Source organism: Nocardiopsis sp. CNR-923, from assembly GCF_001942255.1.
GTDB lineage: Bacteria > Actinomycetota > Actinomycetes > Streptosporangiales > Streptosporangiaceae > Nocardiopsis.
This window is the reverse complement of the sequence record NZ_MKKC01000121.1, coordinates 1-18,271: the sequence shown is the minus strand read 5'-3', so window position 1 is coordinate 18,271 and position 18,271 is coordinate 1. Positions and strand designations below refer to the sequence as shown.

General features: G+C 72.2%; 7 protein-coding genes and 7 pseudogenes. 11 read left to right on the top strand and 3 right to left on the bottom strand.

Annotated elements, in window-relative coordinates:
- Positions 1 to 250: 250 nt before the first annotated feature.
- Both BJF83_RS22100 and BJF83_RS22090 read left to right on the top strand, forming a co-directional pair.
- Positions 251 to 1,546, top strand: coding sequence for an MFS transporter (locus tag BJF83_RS22100; protein ID WP_075927823.1), 1,296 nt, complete (start codon positions 251 to 253; stop codon positions 1,544 to 1,546).
- A 292-nt stretch (positions 1,547 to 1,838) separates the two neighbouring features.
- The gene (locus BJF83_RS22090; RefSeq protein ID WP_143832031.1) at positions 1,839 to 2,573 is read left to right on the top strand and encodes a bifunctional 2-polyprenyl-6-hydroxyphenol methylase/3-demethylubiquinol 3-O-methyltransferase UbiG; all 735 of its coding nucleotides are present in this window, start codon (positions 1,839 to 1,841) and stop codon (positions 2,571 to 2,573) included.
- On the opposite strand, the pseudogene BJF83_RS22085 reads toward BJF83_RS22090, so the two are convergent.
- A pseudogene (locus BJF83_RS22085) lies at positions 2,570 to 4,080 on the bottom strand (CCA tRNA nucleotidyltransferase). The gene BJF83_RS22090 and the pseudogene BJF83_RS22085 overlap by 4 nt on opposite strands.
- 277 nt (positions 4,081 to 4,357) lie before the next feature.
- On the opposite strand from BJF83_RS22085, the pseudogene BJF83_RS26285 reads away from it, so the two are divergent.
- From BJF83_RS26285 to BJF83_RS22045, 6 genes and pseudogenes are all read left to right on the top strand, one after another.
- Positions 4,358 to 6,719: pseudogene (locus tag BJF83_RS26285) on the top strand (DUF6049 family protein).
- Between the two features lie 82 nt (positions 6,720 to 6,801).
- Positions 6,802 to 8,635, top strand: a pseudogene (gene murJ / locus BJF83_RS22065) (murein biosynthesis integral membrane protein MurJ).
- A gap of 149 nt (positions 8,636 to 8,784) precedes the next feature.
- Positions 8,785 to 10,574: pseudogene (murJ, locus tag BJF83_RS22060) on the top strand (murein biosynthesis integral membrane protein MurJ).
- 281 nt (positions 10,575 to 10,855) lie between these two features.
- Positions 10,856 to 12,438 (top strand): annotated as a pseudogene (locus BJF83_RS22055) (hypothetical protein).
- 25 nt (positions 12,439 to 12,463) lie between these two features.
- Positions 12,464 to 13,088: pseudogene (sigM, locus tag BJF83_RS22050) on the top strand (RNA polymerase sigma factor SigM).
- Positions 13,085 to 13,969, top strand: a complete 885-nt coding sequence (locus BJF83_RS22045) for an anti-sigma factor (RefSeq protein ID WP_075927818.1) — start codon at positions 13,085 to 13,087, stop codon at positions 13,967 to 13,969. The pseudogene sigM and the gene BJF83_RS22045 overlap by 4 nt, the downstream one beginning before the upstream one ends.
- A gap of 10 nt (positions 13,970 to 13,979) precedes the next feature.
- On the opposite strand, the gene BJF83_RS22040 is transcribed toward BJF83_RS22045, so the two are convergent.
- Both BJF83_RS22040 and BJF83_RS22035 read right to left on the bottom strand, forming a co-directional pair.
- Positions 13,980 to 14,708 (bottom strand): response regulator transcription factor, encoded by a 729-nt coding sequence (locus tag BJF83_RS22040; RefSeq protein WP_075927817.1) that lies wholly within the window; start codon positions 14,706 to 14,708, stop codon positions 13,980 to 13,982.
- Positions 14,705 to 15,894, bottom strand: a pseudogene (locus BJF83_RS22035) (sensor histidine kinase). The gene BJF83_RS22040 and the pseudogene BJF83_RS22035 overlap by 4 nt, the downstream one beginning before the upstream one ends.
- A gap of 200 nt (positions 15,895 to 16,094) precedes the next feature.
- On the opposite strand from BJF83_RS22035, the gene BJF83_RS22030 reads away from it, so the two are divergent.
- The 3 genes from BJF83_RS22030 (at position 16,095) to trxA (ending at position 18,112) form a co-directional block, all read left to right on the top strand.
- Positions 16,095 to 16,541, top strand: coding sequence for a hypothetical protein (locus BJF83_RS22030; RefSeq protein WP_075927816.1), 447 nt, complete (start codon positions 16,095 to 16,097; stop codon positions 16,539 to 16,541).
- Between the two features lie 174 nt (positions 16,542 to 16,715).
- Positions 16,716 to 17,648 carry a thioredoxin-disulfide reductase gene (trxB, locus tag BJF83_RS22025; protein ID WP_075927815.1) on the top strand — a complete coding sequence of 311 codons (933 nt, stop codon included), beginning with the start codon at positions 16,716 to 16,718 and terminating at the stop codon, positions 17,646 to 17,648.
- A 140-nt stretch (positions 17,649 to 17,788) separates the two neighbouring features.
- On the top strand, positions 17,789 to 18,112 hold the full coding sequence (trxA, locus tag BJF83_RS22020; protein ID WP_075927814.1) for a thioredoxin: 324 nt from the start codon (positions 17,789 to 17,791) through the stop codon (positions 18,110 to 18,112).
- Positions 18,113 to 18,271 lie beyond the last annotated feature (159 nt).

The following is an 18,271-nucleotide window of genomic DNA, read 5'->3' as shown; positions in this document are numbered from 1 at the left end:
CGAAACGCAGCCAGTGCCGCATCGAGGGGAAGCCGAGCAGGACCTGGGCGGTGGCCAGGCACAGCAGTTCGGCGTCGGTGAGCTTGGGTGGGCGGCCGACCCTGCGGGGTCCGACGACGTGGTCGTCGCAGAAGGCGTAGAGTGCGGTCAGAAGGGTGTCCAGGTCTCGTGTCACAGCAAGACTCTCGGGCACCCTTCGCCATGTCCGTAACCAGTTCAGACATCGGAATCACTCATCTAGGCTGATCGCGTGTCCTTCTTCGGCGATCTGCGCGTGGTCCTGCGGGGGCCGAGGTTCCGTCGGCTGTTCGGCACCCGGCTGGTGTCCCAGTTCTCCGACGGCGTCTACCAGGCGGGCCTGGCGGGCTTCGTCTTCTTCAACCCCGAGCAACACACGAGCGCGGGCGCGGTGGCCGCGGCCTTCGCCGTGCTGCTCCTGCCCTTCTCCGTGGTCGCGCCGTTCGCCGGTGTGCTCATCGACCGGTGGCCGCGCCGCCAGGTCCTGCTGCTGTCCTCCCTCGCCAAGGCGGCCCTGGCCGCCCTGACCGCGCTGCTGGTCTCCGACGGGGAGGGTCCCTCGTTCTTCGTCGCCGCACTGCTGGTGATGAGCGTGAACCGCTTCTTCCTGTCCGGGCTCTCGGCCGGTCTGCCGTACGTCGTGCCCCGGGACAAGCTGATGATGGCCAACGCGGTCACTCCGACCAGCGGCACCGTCGCGAGCTTCCTCGGCGCGGGGGCGGGCGCGGCGATCGGTCTGGTCGGCGGCGCGGCGGCCCTGGGCACCGGGCTGATCCTGCTCGCCGCCGCGCTGGGCTTCGCCGGGGCGGCAGGAGCCTCCCTCACCCTGGGATACCGGGAACTGGGCCCCCACCTGGAGCGCGAACCGGAGGCGGTGCGGGCGGCCGTGCGCAACGTCGTGCGCGGGATGGTCGCCGGGCTTCGGCACGTGTGGAGGCGTCCCGCGCCCAGGGACGGCCTGCTGACGATCGGCGGCCACCGGGTCCTGTTCGGGATCGCCACCCTCATCACGCTGCTGCTGTACAACAACACCTTCACCGGCGGCGGTGTCGCCGGACTCGCGGGGTTCTCCGTGGCGATGGGACTGTCTGCGGTCGGGTTCCTCCTCGGGGCCGTGGCCACGCCGTGGGCGACCGCGCGGGTCAGCCCGAGCACGTGGATCGCGGTGCTGCTGGCGCTGGCGGCGGTCACGCTGGTCGCGTTCGGGCTGCCGTTCTCCCCCGTGCTGTTCCCGGTGGCGGCGTTCGTCCTGGGCCTGGTCTCCCAGGGCGTGAAGGTCACGGTCGACACGTTGGTTCAGCGACATGTCGACGACGCGTTCCGGGGGCGGGTGTTCTCCGTGTACGACGTGCTGTTCAACGCGACGTTCGTGCTGGGCGCGGCGCTCACGGCCACACTGGTCCCGCCGTCCGGCGTGAGCGTGCCGGTGGTGGCGGCGATGTCGGTGGGCTACCTGGCCATGGCCGCGGCCTGGGCGGCCCGGGCCCGCTCTCTGTACGCTTCCCACCGTCCGCCCACTCCCAGGTGATCCGGACGGAGGGCGCGCGCCTGGTTCGCCGCCCTTGAGGCGTTCGGCGGACACGCAGTGGATCGCTGCGCGCCCGCGCAGACCACAGTCGCGGCGAGGTCGGCCACGCGCTCGACCAGCGCCTGGTCCGCATCCAGGACGTTCACCTCCCGCCGCATGTCCGCGGGCCTCCCCTCCCCGCTGACGTACTGGGACACGGGACGAGACGACCGAGCCCAACTCCCCCATCCCAGGGTGATGGGAACGTCACTTCATGTAGTGTCCCCGGAAAGAACTCGCCTACGAGCAGGGGATGGTGCGCCATGACCGGCGGATACGGACTCGGGAACCGACGAGCGCCCTCGGCGCCCGGGGGGTGGCCAAGCGCGTGGGGGCCGTGTCCCGACACCTGCCGGCCTTCGGCGACCGCCTGCTCGACCTGGGCTGCGGGGACGGCGCCTACACCGTCGAACTGGCGCGCGGGTACGTGCGGGTGGACGCCGTCGACGTGGAACCGGAAAGCCTGAGCGAGTTCGGGGAGAGGATCGCCGGAACCGAACTGGAGCACCGCGTCGGCGTGCACAAGATGTCCGCCGAGTCCCTCGCCTTCGAGGCCAACTCCTTCGACCGGGTGACGGCGTTCGAGGTGCTGGAGCACCTGGAGGACCTGGAGAGCGGTCTCGCGGAGGTCCGCCGGGTCCTCAGGCCCGGCGGCGCGTTCTCCCTGACCACGCCCAACCGGTGGTTCCCCTTCGAGACCCACGGGGTGCTCTGGGGCGAGCGGCGGCTCTCGGCCCTGACCGCCCCGTTCCTGCCGTGGGTCCGCCCGCTGCACGACCGCATGTCCGACGCCCGCGCGTTCAGCACCCAGGAGATGGGCCGCCTCCTGCGCGCGGCCGGGCTGCGCGTGCGGGCGATCAGCTACATCATGCCGCCGTTCGACCGCCGGCCCCGACCGGTCCAGACGGTGTCCGACCGTTTGGAGGACACTCCGTTGCGCGTGTTCGGCATGACGATGGCCGTGACCGCCGTCAAACCCGGACGCTAGGCCTCCTGCTCCAGGTGTTCGGCGGCCCAGGCGCGCAGCGCCGCGGTCGCGTCCTCCTTGGGCATCGGCCCGTTCTCCAGGCGCAGCTCCAGCAGGAAGCGGTAGGCGCGGCCGACGAGCGGACCGGGCCCGATGCCCAGGATCTCCTGGATCTCGTTGCCGTCCAGGTCCGGCCGGATGCGGTCGAGCTCCTCCTGCTCGGCGAGCTCGTCGATCCGCGCTCGATGTCGTCGTAGGAGCGCGCCAGCGCGGCGGCCTTGCGGCGGTTGCGCGTGGTGCAGTCGGCGCGGGTGAGGATGTGCAGCCGCTCCAGCAGGTCCCCGGCGTCGCGTGCGTAACGGCGCACGGCCGAGTCGGTCCACTCGCCCTTGCCGTAGCCGTGGAACCGCAGGTGCAGTGCCACCAGGGTGCTGACGTCCGACACCACGTCCTTGGGAAAGCGCAGCGCGGTGAGGCGCTTGCGGCTCATGGACGCGCCGACCACCTCGTGGTGGTGGAAGGTGACCCGGTTTCCGGACTCGAACGAGCGCGTCCTGGGCTTGCCGACGTCGTGCATCAGGGCGGCCAGGCGCAACACGAGGTCGGGCGCGTGCCCACGCCGGCGCTCCAGGTCGATGGCCTGGTCGAGAACGGTCAGCGAATGCTCGTAGACGTCCTTGTGCCGGTGGTGTTCGTCGATCTCCAACCGCATTCTGGGGACCTCGGGCAGCACGTGCCGGGCGATCCCCAGGTCGACCATGAGCTCGATCCCGCGCCGCGGGTTCGGGCTGAGCGTCAGTTTGACCATCTCGTCGCGGATCCGCTCGGCGGAGACGATGGTCAGCCGGTCCGCCATGTCCCGGGCGGCCTCGGCCACCTCGGGGGCGAGTGTGAAGCTGAGCTGGGCGGCGAAGCGGACCGCGCGCAAGATGCGCACCGGGTCGTCGCTGAAGGAGTCCTCGGGCCGACCCGGCGTGCGCAGCACACCGGCCCGCAGGTCGGCGAGACCGCCGAAGGGGTCGATGAACTCCTGGCTGGGCAGGCGCACCGCCATGGCGTTGACGGTGAAGTCCCGGCGCAGCAGGTCGTCGCGGATGTCGGTGCCGTAGTCGACCTCGGGCTTGCGGGACTTGGGCGAGTAGGACTCGCTGCGGTAGGTGGTGATCTCCAGTGGCAGGCCGCGCTTGCGCAGCCCCACGGTGCCGAACTCGATTCCCACCGTCCACACGGAGTCGGCCCAGCCGTCGACGATCTCCAGGATCCGCTGGGGCACGGCGTCCGTGGTCAGATCCACGTCGTTGGACGTTCGGCCGAGCAACGCGTCGCGCACCGGACCGCCGACGACGGCGAGCTGCTGGTCGTGCGCGGAGAAGCGGTCGCCGAGTTCGCCCGAGACGGGCTGGATCGAGTCGACCAGCGCGGTGATCGCCGCCCGCTGCTCACCCGTCAGCGCACCCTCCACGGTCTCCGGCGGGGTGTTCGGACGCTGGGCGGTGTCGTTCTCACTCGAAAACTCTGTGTTCGGCACACCACGCAGATTAGGGCATGTTCCACGGCCGCATTTCCCGCCGACCGCGGCCGGGGCCCGCCTGAGGAGACGCCGGGCGGCCTCGGGCGGTATCTTCGGGAGCGGTGGTGGGACCATCCGTCGGCCTCACGTCCCTCCGACCCACGTCCGCCGCGTGCGCCGTGCGGGCACCGAGACCGATCCCGCCCCCGCGCCGTGTCCCCGGCGGGACGGCCACCTGGACCCGAATCAGGAAACCGGTCAAGCGTTGCGTCGATTTGCCTCCGCGACCGCGGTCATGGCCATGACCGCAGGTCTGCTTCCGATACCGGCCACGACCGCTCTGGCGGAGCCCGAGAACGACGGGTCGGTCGAGCCGCTCGTCGTCGAGCGCGTCACTCCGGACGCCGTCGACGCGGACAGCACCCTGCGGATCTCCGGGGTGGTGACCAACACCACCGGGGACGGCGTCGAGGACGTCACCGTTCGGATGCGCTACTCCCGTCACCCGTTCGGCGACCGCGAGGACCTGGACGGGTTCGCCTCGGGCGACGGCTGGCAACCGGGCGCGTCCGGTCCCGACGAGGACGTGGCCGGCTCCCTGGAGCCGGACGTCGGCGAGGAGTTCTCGCTCAGCGTTCCCGTCGAGGACTCGGACTGACGTCCTTCGGCGTGTACCCGTTGGTGATCGAGGCGGTCGACGGCGACGGGCAGCGCCTGGGCGCCCAGTACACCTTCCTCCCCTACACCGGTGAGGACGGCGAGGACGTCCCCTCGGTCGACATCGCGTGGGTGTGGCCGCTCATGGCCCGGCCCCAGCGCGCGGACGACGACACCTTCCTGGGCGGCGCGTTGTCGGGAGCGGTGGGCGAGGACGGCCGTCTGGGCCGTCTGCTGGAGGCCGGCGCCCAGCGCGACCTGTCCTTCGAGGCCGGGGACGAGGACCTGGTCGAGCTGCTCGGACTGGACGAGGAGCCGACGGAGGCCACCGCCGGGCCGGACCCCACGGAGGGGCCGACCGAGGGCGTGACCGCCGAACCCTCCGACGCGGAGCCCACGGCGGTCGGGGCGACGGACGGCGAGGACGACGGGGGGTCCGCTGAGGCGGAGGACTCCGGCCCGGAGGAGGCCGTGGCGGCCGAGTCCGCCGGCGTCCCGGTGACCTGGGCCGTGGACCCCGCGACCCTGGACGACGTCGTGCGCCTGGCCCGGGAGTCCCACGACGTGCTGGACGACCCCGGCGCCGTCTCGGAGGGCTCCGACCCGGGACGCGAGGAGCGCCCTGCCGACGTCGCCGCCCAGGTGTGGCTGCGCGAGGCCAGGGCGGCCCTGGCCGAGCAGACCGTCATCGCCACCCCCTACGCGTCCGTGGACCTGGCGTCCCTGCTGCGCAACGGCATGGACGCCGATGCGGCGGCCTCGCTGGAGATCGGCCGGAGCGCGGTCGAGCGGGCGCTGGGCGTGGGAGCGGACGGGTCCTTCGCGCTCCCCGCGGACGGGCTCATGGACGAGGCCGTGTACGAGTTCCTCTCCGTCGACGCGCCCACCGGTTCCTCCTGGACGAGGCCGCCAAGCCCGCCGCGGCCGACCCGTCCACCACCCCCACCGCCCAGTCCGCCCTGCATCCGGTCGAGGGCGGACCCGAGGAGGAGCCGTTCGCCCTGGTCGCCGACCAGGGCCTGGCGGACGTGCTGGCCATGCCGTCCCACGAGCCCGGCGAGAGCGAGCTCGCCCTCCAGCGGTTCGCCGCCGAGACCGCGATGATCGCCGGGCAGGACGTGGGCGGCGACCGGGTCGTGGTCGCCTACCCCGGCCCCGACTGGAACCCGAGCGCGGAGCTGGCCGCCGGGGTCCTGGAGGCCAGTGACGCCCTGCCGTGGCTGTCGCCCGAGCCGCTGGAGGACGTCGAGCCGGCCGACGCGGAGGGCCGGGAGAACACCCGCCGGGCGCTCACCTACCCTGAGCGCGGCTACGAGGACGAGCTGACCTCGACCTACCTCGGCCAGGTCGCGGACGTCAACCGCGACGTGCGCCTGTTCAACAGCGTCCTGTTCGGGGACGCCGACCCGTTCCGCCCGGCGGTGCTGCGGATGGAGTCGTTCCACTGGCGCGATCGGGAGGACCTGGCCGGAGTCGTCCGGTCGCTGGTGTCGGACTCGATCGACGAGCACCTCGGCGACGTGCGGATCATCCCCGGCGAACCGGTCACGCTGGCCAGCAGCACGGGCACCACCGGCATCGTCGTCGCCAACGATTTGGAGGACGAGACCGTCCACGTCATCCTGTCGGTGTACTCGGAGAACTCCGAGCGACTGAGCGTCGGCGGCTACACCCGGTCCTTCGAGATCGCCCCCGGCGCGAAGACCACCGTGTACATTCCGCTCACGGCCAGGATCAACGGCCGCACCGAACTCCAGGCGAGCCTCCAGAACGAGGCGGGCGAGCCGATCAGCGCCCAGGCGACCGTCATACCGGTCAACGCCACGGGCCTGGGCACCCAGGCGCTCCTGATCAGCGGTATCGGGCTGCTCATCCTCGTGGCGGCGCTGGCCCCCCGCGCGGTCCGCAAGTGGCTGCGCGGGCAGGCCGCGCGCGCCGCGCGAGCCGACTCCACCGGGGACACTGGTCAGGACGCGGGCGGGAACGCCGCGACGAGGTGACGAGTCCCCCGCCGACGTGTCTCCCTGTCGACACGACGACACGTCGCCCTCCCCGGTCCTACGAAAGGAAGCCTGATCCACGGTGGTCACCGACTCCCCGAACGACGGCGGACACCGCGCCGACCGTTCCCCCCAGTACCAGCCGCGCCACCGTCGTGGGCTCGTCCCCGGTGAGGACCCCATCCGTCCGAGCGGCGGCCCGGCCCCCACCTTCGAGGAGGGGGAGCTGCCCGAGCCCGTGTTCGAGGAGGAAGCCCGCCGCGACGGGGAGGACGGGGGGTCCGACTCCGGTTCCGGATCCTCGGGCGGGCTGATGCGGTCGAGCGCGATCATGGCCGTGGGCACCATGGCCTCCCGGATCACCGGGTTCGCGCGCACGATCGTGCTGGGCGCGGCGATCGGCACCCACCTGCTCGGGGACGCCTACAACACCGCGCACACGATCCCGTTCATCCTCAACGACCTGCTCATCGGCGGTCTGATGGCCAGCGTGATCGTGCCGTTCCTGGTCAAGCGCCGCAAGCGCGACGCCGACGGCGGCAAGGCCACCGAGGACCGGCTGTTCACGACCACGCTGCTCGCGCTGCTGCTGCTCACGACGGTCGCCGTGCTGTCGGCCGAGTTCCTCATCTGGATGTACGGGTCCCAGTTCACGGCGGCGCAGTTCGAGGACTCGGTGTTCCTCGCGCGCTACCTGCTGACGCAGATCTTCTTCGTGGGCATGAGCGGCCTGCTCAGCGCCATGCTCAACACCCGCAACCGGTTCGCGCGCCGGTGTGGGCCCCCGTGCTCAACAACCTGGTGATCATGGCCGTCGGCGGGATGTTCCTGTGGGCGGCGGGTCCGGGCAGCGAGCCGCCGGTCCCCGACGCGCAACTGACCCTGCTCGGCGCGGGCACGGCTTCGGGCATGGCCCTCCAGGCGCTCGTGCTGTTCGTCGCGCTGCGCCGCTCCGGGTACCGCTGGCGGCCCCGGATCGACCTGCGCGGCAGCGGTCTGGGCGAGGCCCTGCGCACCGCCGGGTGGATGATGCTCTACACCCTGCTCACGCAGGCCGGACTGTGGATCACCACCAACATCGCCAACGCCGCCAACGTGGCGGGCATCGAGCAGGGCCGGGACGTCGGTGCGGGCATCACCGCCTACAACCTGGCGTACCAGCTCTTCCAACTGCCGTACGCGATCATCGCGGTCTCACTGATCACCGTTCTCCTGCCCCGGATGAGCGCACACGCCGAGGACCGCGACTGGGCGGCGGTGCGCTCCGACTTCTCCCGGACGCTGCGGATCTCGTCCTTCGTCCTGGTGCCGCTGTCCTTCGCGATCGCGATGTACGCCGTCCCGCTGTCCGTCCTGGCCTTCGCGCGCGGGTCGATCTCGGTGGCCGACGCGACCAACATCGGCCAGATCCTCGCGGTCATGGCGCTGGGCCTGGTGCCGTTCACCGTCTTCCAGCTCATGCTGCGCGTGTACTTCGCGCTCGGCGACACCCGGACCCCGGCGATCATCGCCGTCGCCAACCTCGCCGTGCACAGCGCGCTCGCGTTGACCTCCTACCTGCTCCTGCCGCCGGACCGCGTCGTCGTGGGCGTGGCCGCCGGGTTCATGTTCTCGTTCGTGACCGGGCTGACCGTCGCGGGCAACGTCCTCAGTCGGCGTCTCGGGGGGCTTGACGGGAGGCACGCGGTTGGCACATTGTTGCGCCTGCACGTGGCCGCCGTCCCGAGCATCGCCGCCGGACTGGGCGTGCTCTGGATCTTCGACACCTATGTCGGCCCCGGCCTCGTCGGCTACGTCGGCGCCCCCGCGGTGGGCTGTCTCCTGGGCGCGCTCCTGTTCCTGGGGGCAGCCAGGCTGCTGCGGGTGCCCGAGCTCACCTCGCCGCGGAACTGATCCGGGGCCGCCTGCGTCGATGATCCCGAACTCCTCCGCCCGGCGCTGACCCCGCCGGCCCGGCACGCCCCCGAGAGAAGGCCCGACGGTGCCCAGCGACCATCCCAGAGAGCAGGCCCGCGTCCCGGACGCCGGACCGGACGCGCGCGAGGAGCGCCGCCGGCTCCTGCTCATGCCGGAGGACGTGCTCGACACCTACGAGCGCGACGACCCGGACACCGTGCCGGAGACCGGGCTGGCGACCGTCCGGGACCCGAGCGACATCGGCGACGCGGGCACCGCCGACCGCGCCGGTCTGGAGGACGGCGACGAGATCGGCGGCACCGCGCACACCTCCCCGGGCAACATCGCCCGGTCGAGCGCGATCATGGCGGTCGGCACGATCTTCTCGCGCGTGACGGGCTTCGTCCGCACGATCGTGATCGCGGCGGCCATCGGCACCCAGTTGCTGGGCGACGCCTACCAGGTCTCGGGCATGGTGCCGTACATGGTCTACGACCTGCTCATCGGCGGGTTGTTGGCGAGCGTGTTCGTGCCGTTCCTGGTCAAGCGGCGCAGGCTCGACGCGGACGGCGGCGACCGGACCGAGCAGCGGCTGGTCACGCTCATGCTGCTGGCCCTGTTCGCGATGACGGTGATCTCGGTCCTGGTCGCGGAGTGGTTCATCCGGATCTACGCGGGCGGGTTCGAGGGCGCCCAGTACGACGTCTCGGTGATCCTCGCCCGCTACCTCGTGCTGCAGATCTTCTTCATCGGGGCGAGCGGGCTGGCGAGCGCCATGCTCAACGCGCGGGGTCGGTTCGGCGCCCCCATGTGGGCCCCGGTGGTGAACAACCTCGTCATCATCGGCGTCTGCCTGTGGTTCCTGTCCGTCGCGGGGCCGGGCGGCACCCCCGAGGACATGCTCGCCCACCCCTCCCAGCTCGCCCTGCTGGGCCTGGGGACCGCGCTGGGCCAGATCGTGCAGGCCGCGGTTCTGGTGTGGGCGCTGGCCGCGGCGGGCTTCCGGTGGCGGCCCCGGCTGGACGTGCGGGGTTCGGGGCTCGGCGAGGCCGCGGGGGCCGCGTCGTGGATGATGCTCTACATCGTCGTGGCGCAGGCCGGGGCGCTGGTCTCGACCAACGTGGCGACGCGCGCGGGCGCTCGGCGGTGGAACTCGGGTACGGGACGGGCGCGGGCATCGCCGCGTACAAGTTCGCGTCCATGCTGTTCCAGCTGCCGTACGCGATCATCGCCGTCTCGGTGATCACCGCGCTGCTGCCGCGCATGAGCGAGCACGTCGCCGCGGGCCGCAGGGACCAGGTCCGCTCGGACTTCTCGCGCGGGTTCCGGCTGTCGTCGGTGCTTCTCGTCCCCGTCAGCGCGGCGATGCTGGTCTTCGCCGTCCCGTTCTGCGTGATGATCTACGCGCAGGGCAGCACGAGCCCGCAGGACGCGCAGGCGATCGGGCGCATCCTGATGGTCTTCGTCGTGATGCTCGTCCCGTTCACGCTGTTCCAGCTCCAGATGCGCGTGTTCTACGCCCTGGGCGACACCCGCACCCCGGCGCTGGTGTCGATCCCGGCGGAGATCGCGCACGCGACCACGGCGTTCGCGCTGCTGCTGTGGATGGATCCGCAGTCCGTCGTCCTGTGGCTGCCGGTCCCGTACGGCCTCTACTACGTCGTCGGCGCCGTCATCATGTGGGCCCTGCTGCGCCGACGGCTCAACGGCCTCGACGGCCGCCGCACGGCACGGGTCCTGTTCAAGCTGCACCTCGCCGCCATCCCGGCGGCCCTCCTCGGCTGGGCGATGCTCCACGTGTTCCGGGGAATTCCCGGCGACGTGTGGCCCGTCCTGGCGGCGATGGCCGCAGGTGGCGCGGGGGGTGCCGTTCTGTTCGTCCTCACCGCGAGAATCCTGAAAGTGACCGAAGTCACATCGTTCCTCGAATTGCTCAGAACACGGCTGCGACGTCGCTGATCACCAGGAATGGATGACGTTGGGTAGTCGTGCGCCGGATCGCCCGAGAAGGTGAACAGTGGTCCCCTGTCCTCCAAAGATGCTGTTCAAGCGTCCTAGCATGGACTCGCATCGCTCAATCGACATAGCAACTTCCGACCGAGCTGCCCGAAGGGAGCTGGGGACAGCACGCAGGGCCGACACCCCCTCACAGGACACACCCCCGTACCGACACGCGCCACTTCCCCCGGCGTGACGGAACCCCGTGTGAACCTCCGGCCCTGCGACCCGTCACTCCCATCATGAGCACCTTCCTGATCGAGCCCGGGGCGAAGCTGGCCAACCGGTACCGACTCGACCACGTCGTGAGCGAGACCGGTGGAGCGACCCGCTGGAAGGCCACCGACGAGACCCTCGCGCGCCCCGTCGGCGTGTGGACCTTCGCCGACGGCTTTCCGCGCACGTCCGAGGTCGTGCACGCCGCACGCGCCACCAGTCGGATTCCCGCGCCCGCGTCACCCAGGTCTTCGACGCCGACGACACCTCCCCCGTCCCCTACGTCGTCGAGGAGTGGGTCAGCGGCTCCTCCCTCGCCGACCTCCTCGCCCAGGGCCCGATGGACCCCGAGCGCGCCGCCGGTCTCGTCGCCGAGGCCGCCGAGGCGATCGCCGCCGCGCACGCGGGCGGCCTCCACCACCTGTGCCTGACCCCAGCCAAGCTCATGTGGAGCAGCGGCGGCGCGGTGAAGGTGATCGGCATCGGCGTGGACGCCGCCCTGCTGGGCGCCAACGTCGCCAGTCCGGCCGCCGTGGACGCCCAGGGGCTGGGCGGTCTGCTCTACGCGGCGCTCACCGGCCACTGGCCCGGCGGCCCGCAGGACGGCCTCCCGTCCGCTCCACAGGGCCTCGCCGGCCCCTACCCGCCCAACCAGGTGCGCCCGGGGATCAGCGAGCCCCTGGCCGCCATCACCACCCGGACCGCCCTGCCGCAACTGGCCGGGCAGCTGGTGCCCGGCGGCCCGATCACCTCGCCCGCCGACCTGTGCGCCGCGCTGGCCGAGGTGCCGCGGCTCATCCCGCTGCCCGTCACCCCCACCGAGACCGCGCCGCCGCCCGAGCAGGGCACGTCCCGGCGCACGGGCGAGTTCGACTCCACGGGCCCGCGTCGCGGCACCAGGAACGGGGCGTCGTCACGGGGCGCCGAGCGCTCCACGACGAGCCGGTCCGCCGCGGAGCGCCGTCAGCCCTCCCGGATGGAGGAGCGCGCCGCCCGAGCCCAGAACTCACCCAGGAAGATCCTCATCGGCGTGGTCGCGCTGGTGGTGTTCGCGGCGGTGGTCGTCGGCGCGTGGACGATCGGTTCGATGATGCGCCCCGGCGGCGAGGAGGAGCCGACCGCTCCGGACGCGCAGGACTCCGAGGGCGCACCGGACCCGGTGGAGCTGGAAGCGCTGGACATCAGCGATTCGCGCGGTCTCAACCCCCACGGCGACACCGACGAGCACACCGAGAAGACGCCCAACACCTACGACCAGGACCCGCAGACCGACTGGCAGACCCAGGGCTACCGCGATCCCCTGGACATGATCAAACCCGGCGTCGGGCTCCAGCTCGACCTCGGCGAGGTCCGCGAGGTCCACGAGGTCGAACTCGACCTGACCGGAAGCGGCTACGAGTTCGACGTCCGGATCGCGGAAGGAGACGGCGCGGCGGAGGACGACTACGCGGTCGTCGGCACGGGGGACGGCGACGGCGGGTCCCAGGTGCTCGAACTCGATGAGCCCGCGTCCGGACGGTACGTCCTCATCTGGTTCACCGCCCTGCCGAACAGCGGTGGCGAATGGCGGGGTACGGTCAACGAGGTCGAGATCCGAGGCGTGGCCTAGGTGCGGAGATACGTGAGCTGAACTGATGGACGCGGTCCACGAGCTTCCCGACCGGGAGCTGTTGACGAGGCACACTCAGGGTGACGACCAGGCCTTCGGGGTCCTGGTGCGCCGGCACCGTGAGCGCCTGTGGGCTGTGTCGGTCCGGATGATGGGCGACCCCGAGGAGGCCTCGGACGCCCTCCAGGACGCCTTCCTGTCCGCGTTCCGCGCCGCCGACCGTTTCAGGGGCGAGGCCCAGGTGAGCACGTGGCTGCACCGGATCGTGGTCAACGCGTGCCACGACCGCCTCCGCCGCCGCAAGGTGCGCCCGGCGACCCCCACCGACGACGAGACGCTCGACGTCATGTCCAACGAACGCCTGGGGCGTCTCGGCGGGGCGCCCGACCACGCCGCGCGGACGGAGTCGCGCCTGGACGTCCAGGCCGCTTTGGAGCAGCTGCCCCTCGACCAGCGACTGGCGCTCACGCTCGTGGACATGCTCGGCTACCGCGTCGAGGAGGCGCCCGCATCCTCGACGTGCGTCCGGCACGGTCAAGAGCAGGTGTGCGCGCGGTCGCGCGAAACTTCTGCCGTCTCTCACCCATCTGAGGAACCCTCAGCCGCCGCGAGACGTCACATCTGGGAGAGGAGGTGCCAACCCATCGTGACACCCCACCCGGACGCGGAGGCACTCGCGTTCCTCGCCGAGGATCTGCTCGACGCCGGCGAGGAGCGCGCCGTCGCCGCGCACGTCGAGACCTGTTCCCCGTGCGCCGCCACACTGGACGAGCTCACGGGCGTGTCCGAGATCCTCGCGGCGACCCCGGCCCCCGAGCTTCCGAGCGACCTCGCCGACCTCCTCGACCAGCGCGTCGCCGACGCCGCGCGTGAGCGCGCGGGGCACGGAATCGCGGCCCACGCCTTCGCCCCCGCGGCGACGGGACCGGAGGACCCCGCGGCGGGCGCCACCGTCACCTCCCTCGCCGGGGCCCGTCGCAGGCGAGCGTTCGGGCTGCCCAAGCTCCTGGTGGCGGCCGCCGCGGGGGTGTTCGTGGTCGGCGGCGGCACCGCCGTGGTCAACGCGGTGCTGTCGAGCGGCGGCGGGGCCGGCGAGGTCTCCGCCCCCCTGGGCACGGAGGAGGCCCCCGAGGAGGGGGACGCGCTCCCGGCCTACGTCCCGAAGCTGGTGACCACGGGGACGGTCTACAGCGACGACGCGCTCCCCGAGCAGGCTGCCCAGACCTTCGACCTCGCCGGCGACGGCTCGGACCCCGAGCACGACCCGGACTCCGCGGGCGGCCAGTCCCACTCCACGGACCAGACCGTCACGTTCGAGGTCGAGCAGTGCTCCGTCCGGCTGGAGAGGGCGTACCAGAACCGCGTCACCCTGGTGGACGACGCCTTCTACGGCGGCGACGCCGCGCGCGCCTGGATCATGTTCGCCCCCGGGGACGACCGGGTCGACGTGTTCGTGGTCGACCCGAGTTGCGCCCAGGGCGGCGACGCGCAGCGGGCCGTGCTGGCCCGGACCGCCCTCGACGCCCCGTGATCCCCCTGGCTCAGCGGTCCCGCCCGGGGCGAACCAGTCCGCTTTCGTAGGCGATCACCACCAGGCCGACCCGGTCGCGCGCCCCGAGCTTGGCCAGCACCCTCCCCACGTGGGTGCGCGCGGTCGCGGGGCTCAGGTGCAGCTCCGCCCCGATCTCCTGGTTGGACATGCCGCGCCCGACGAGCGCCAGGACGTCGCGTTCGCGGTCGGTGAGCACGTCCAGACGGGTCGCCGCCTCCGGCGCGACGGTGGCGTCGGAGAGCCGTTCGATCACCCGGCGGGTGACTCCGGGCGACAACAGCGCCTCCCCCCGGGCGACGGTGCGGACCGCGTCCCGGAGGGTGCGCGGCTCGGCGTCCTTGAGCAGGAAGCCGGACGCGCCCAGCCGCAGGGCGGTGAACACGTTGTCGTCCTCGCCGAAGGTGGTGAGCACGACCACCCGGGTGTCGACGTGTCGGAAGGTCGACACGTCGACGTGTCCCCGTCCTCCCCCGTCCAGGCGTCGACTCGCCGACGTGTCGACACGTCGCCCCCACTCGCGAAGGACGGCGAGACCGTCCATACCGGGCATCTGGAGGTCGAGCAGGACCACGTCCGGCCGGAGGCGGTCGATGTCGGCCAGTGCGGCCCGGCCGTTCTCGGACTCCCCGACCACCTCGATCCCCTCGTCCCGTTCCAGGAGCGAGCGCACCCCCGCGCGGACGAGCGGCTGGTCGTCGACGAGCAGGACCCGGATCACCGGTCACCCCCGAGCGGCAGTCGGGCGCGCACACGGAACCCGCCCCCGGGACCGGGGCCCGCCTCCACACAGCCGCCGACCATGCGGACCCGCTCCCGCATGCCCGCCAGCCCGCTGCCCTGGGACCGCGTCCCGGGCGCCGCCGGGGGACGTTCCCCGCCGGTCCCCGCTGCCCGTCCGCCGTCGTCGGCCACCACCACGTCCAACTCCTCGCCCTCACGCGCGAACACCACCCGGACCCGGCCCGGACCGGTGTGCCGGAGCGTGTTGGTCAACGCCTCCTGGACGATCCGGAAGGCGGTCGCGTCGACCATCCCCGAGACCTCACCCGGCGCCGGAGCGCCCTCCACCCGGACGTCCGCCCCGGCCGCGCGGACCGACGCCACCAGCTCGTCCAGCCGGGCGAGCGAGGCGACCCGGCCTCCGTCGGGGTCGGTGTCGCGCAGGGCGCGCACGGTGGCGCGCATCTCGTTCAGGGCCTGCCTGGAGGCCTGGCGAACGTGCCCGAGCTCGCAGCGGGCCCCGCCCACGTCGGCCGGAACGTCGTCGAGCGCCTCGACGGCCACGGCCGCGTGCAGGGAGACCACCGACAGGTGGTGCCCGACCGCGTCGTGCAGGTCGCGGGCGATCCGGATCCGTTCGAGCGCCACGGTCTCCGCCGCCTCGGCGGCGCGCGCCTGCGCGTCGAGACCCGCGATCCGGGCCCGCTGCCGCTCCGCCCGGACCCGCTGCCACTGGACGTGTCCCAGGGCGATGGCGGCGCCCATGACCGCCACGGTGGAGGCTAGTTCGTACCCCAGGAGGTAGGCGGGGTCGGCGCCTGGAGGAGCCGGGCCAGGGTGGAGACGAGCACCAGCGCCGCGGCCGACCCCGTCGACCACCGGGTGCGGCCCGCCTCGGCCGCCGAGTACAGCGCCGCGGCGGCGGGCACGGCCAGACCGATCGTCGGCAGGTCGAGCACGTAGTTGGCGACGATGAGCGCCGAGGTGGTCAGGACGACGGTGACGGGCCAGCGGCGGCGGACGAGCATGAGGCCGCCGAGCACCCCCGCCAGCGCGTAGGCGAGTGGGGTGAGGTTGCCGGTGTCGCTGACGTCGGCCCCGGCCGCGATCGCCACCACGGCGAAGACCGCGAACCCGAGGAGGCCGTCGACGATGACGTCCTGTCTACCGGACTGACGTGTCATGTGGGAGATTCTACGAGGCGGGGCCCGCCGTCGCCGTGTCCCGCGGGCGCGGACGGGTGCGCGCCCGGCACCACACCGAGTACGCGCGGGAACGTAGGCGGTCGGGTCGGGCGGCGGACGCGCGCCGCGCCCCCCGGGACCTAGCGTCGGACACGTCACCGGAGCGAACGGTTCGCTCCGACGCACCCGTGAGGCAGCCCATGACAGACCGGTCATCGCGGCCGGACGATCCCCCGCCGTCCTTCGCATCCCCGCCGGGCATCGCCTGGTCGCTGGTCCTGGGGCTGAGCTCGCTCGCCCTGCTGCCGCCGCTGGCAGCCGTCATCGGCCTGGTGGACGCACCGGCCCGGGGGCCCTTCCCGCAGGTGGCGTTGGCGGTGGTCGTCACCCTCGTGTGGGTGCTCGCCGTGGTGGCGGCACGGGCGCCCCGCCCCCTGCCCACCCTGGTCTGCGCGGGCACGCTGCACGGCGTGCTCTCGATCGTGCTCAGCGCGGTCGTGCCCCCCGTGCTGGGCGGACCCCTGCGCGGACCGCTGACGGACCCGGCGGCGTTCGCTGGCGTCCTCGTCGTCGACACGCTCTGGGGATCCCTCGCCGGGCTGCTCGCGCTCGGCGCGGACCGGATGCTCCACCGTCGCGCGCGGTGACCGGGACGGTTCCCCTGCCCCCGGATCCGGACGCTTCACCCATACCCCACCCCGGTACACTGCGGGCATGTCCCAGCGGGAATGCGGTGCGCCTACCATCGGTTGTGACTAACCGACTTTCCCCTGGGGTCACGTCCGTGGCCAGGGCAGCGACTGTGTGAAGGGCCTACGAGCGTGAGTGACGTCCGCAATGTCATCATCATCGGATCCGGTCCCGCGGGGTACACCGCGGCCGTCTACGCCGCACGCGCCGAACTGCGGCCCCTGGTGTTCGAGGGCTCGATCACGGCCGGCGGCGCGCTGATGAACACGACCGACGTGGAGAACTTCCCCGGGTTCCCCGACGGCATCATGGGCCCCGACCTGATGGACAACCTCCGCAAGCAGGCCGAGCGGTTCGGCGCCGAGCTGGTACCCGAGGACGTCACCGACGTCGACCTCACCAAGCCGGTCAAGGAGGTCGTGGCCGGCGGCGAGACCTTCCTCGCGCACACCGTCGTCCTCGCCACGGGCTCCGGCTACCGTGAGCTGGGCGTGCCCGGCGAGAAGGAGCTGTCCGGACGCGGCACATCGTGGTGCGCCACCTGCGACGGCTTCTTCTTCCGCGACCAGGACATCGCCGTCGTCGGCGGCGGCGACACCGCGATGGAGGAGGCCCTGTTCCTCACGCGCTTCGCCAGGTCCGTGACCGTCGTGCACCGCCGCGACGAACTGCGCGCCAGCAAGATCATGGCCGAGCGCGCCCACGCCAACGAGAAGATCTCGTTCCTGTGGAACACCGAGGTCGTCGAGGTGCTCGGCGAGGAGCGCGTCACCGGTCTCAAGGTCGTGAACAACCAGACCGACCAGACGAGCACCCTCGACGTCACCGGCGTCTTCGTCGCCATCGGCCACGACCCGCGGGTGGAGCTGTTCGACAAGCAGATCGAACTGGACGAGGAGGGCTACGTCCAGGTCGACCACCCGTCCACCCGGACCAACCTGAACGGTGTCTTCGCCTGCGGCGACGTGGTCGACCACCAGTACCGCCAGGCGATCACCGCCGCCGGGACCGGCTGCTCCGCCGCGCTGGACGCCGAGCGCCACCTGGCCGAGATGGGCAACTGACCCGTGTCGTCCCGGGCCGGCGTCTCGCCTCGGGCCAGCCGTTCACCGCCGCCCGGATGCGCGAACGGCGACCCCTGGGGTGACCGCCCCAGGGCGCACACCACCCAGACCACCCCGGTCTCGTCGACCCAAGGAGAACCATGTCCACCGTCAAGACCGTCACCGACGCCACCTTCAAGGAGGAGGTCCTCGGCAGCGACAAGCCCGTCCTCGTCGACTTCTGGGCCGACTGGTGCGGCCCCTGCAAGCAGATGGCTCCCGTGCTCGACAAGCTGGCGCAGACCCACGGGGACAAGATCGAGGTCGTCAAGCTCAACACCGACCAGAACCCGAGCACACCGCGCGAGTACAACGTGCTGTCCCTGCCGACGATGAACGTCTACAAGGACGGTGAGGTCGTCAAGCAGATCATCGGCGCCAAGCCGCTGCGCCTGCTGGAGAAGGATCTGGCCGACTTCCTGTAGACGGGCATGCGCCTGGAAGGCCCCCAGAGCGATTCTGGGGGCCTTCCGGCGTCCCAGGCCCCGGGGGGTCCGCGAGCCAGACCCCCGAGCCCCCACGGCCGCCACACGCCCCCGCCTCCATGTTCATCGTGAACATGGAAGGCGGGACTGGCCGACGGG

What these genes read in the sequence shown, in the direction of transcription:
- trxA (WP_075927814.1), top strand. Translation starts at nt 17,789, where the DNA reads ATGTCCACCGTCAAGACCGTCACCGACGCCACCTTCAAGGAGGAGGTC.
- BJF83_RS22030 (WP_075927816.1), top strand. Translation starts at nt 16,095, where the DNA reads ATGACAGACCGGTCATCGCGGCCGGACGATCCCCCGCCGTCCTTCGCA.
- BJF83_RS22090 (WP_143832031.1), top strand. Translation starts at nt 1,839, where the DNA reads ATGGTGCGCCATGACCGGCGGATACGGACTCGGGAACCGACGAGCGCC.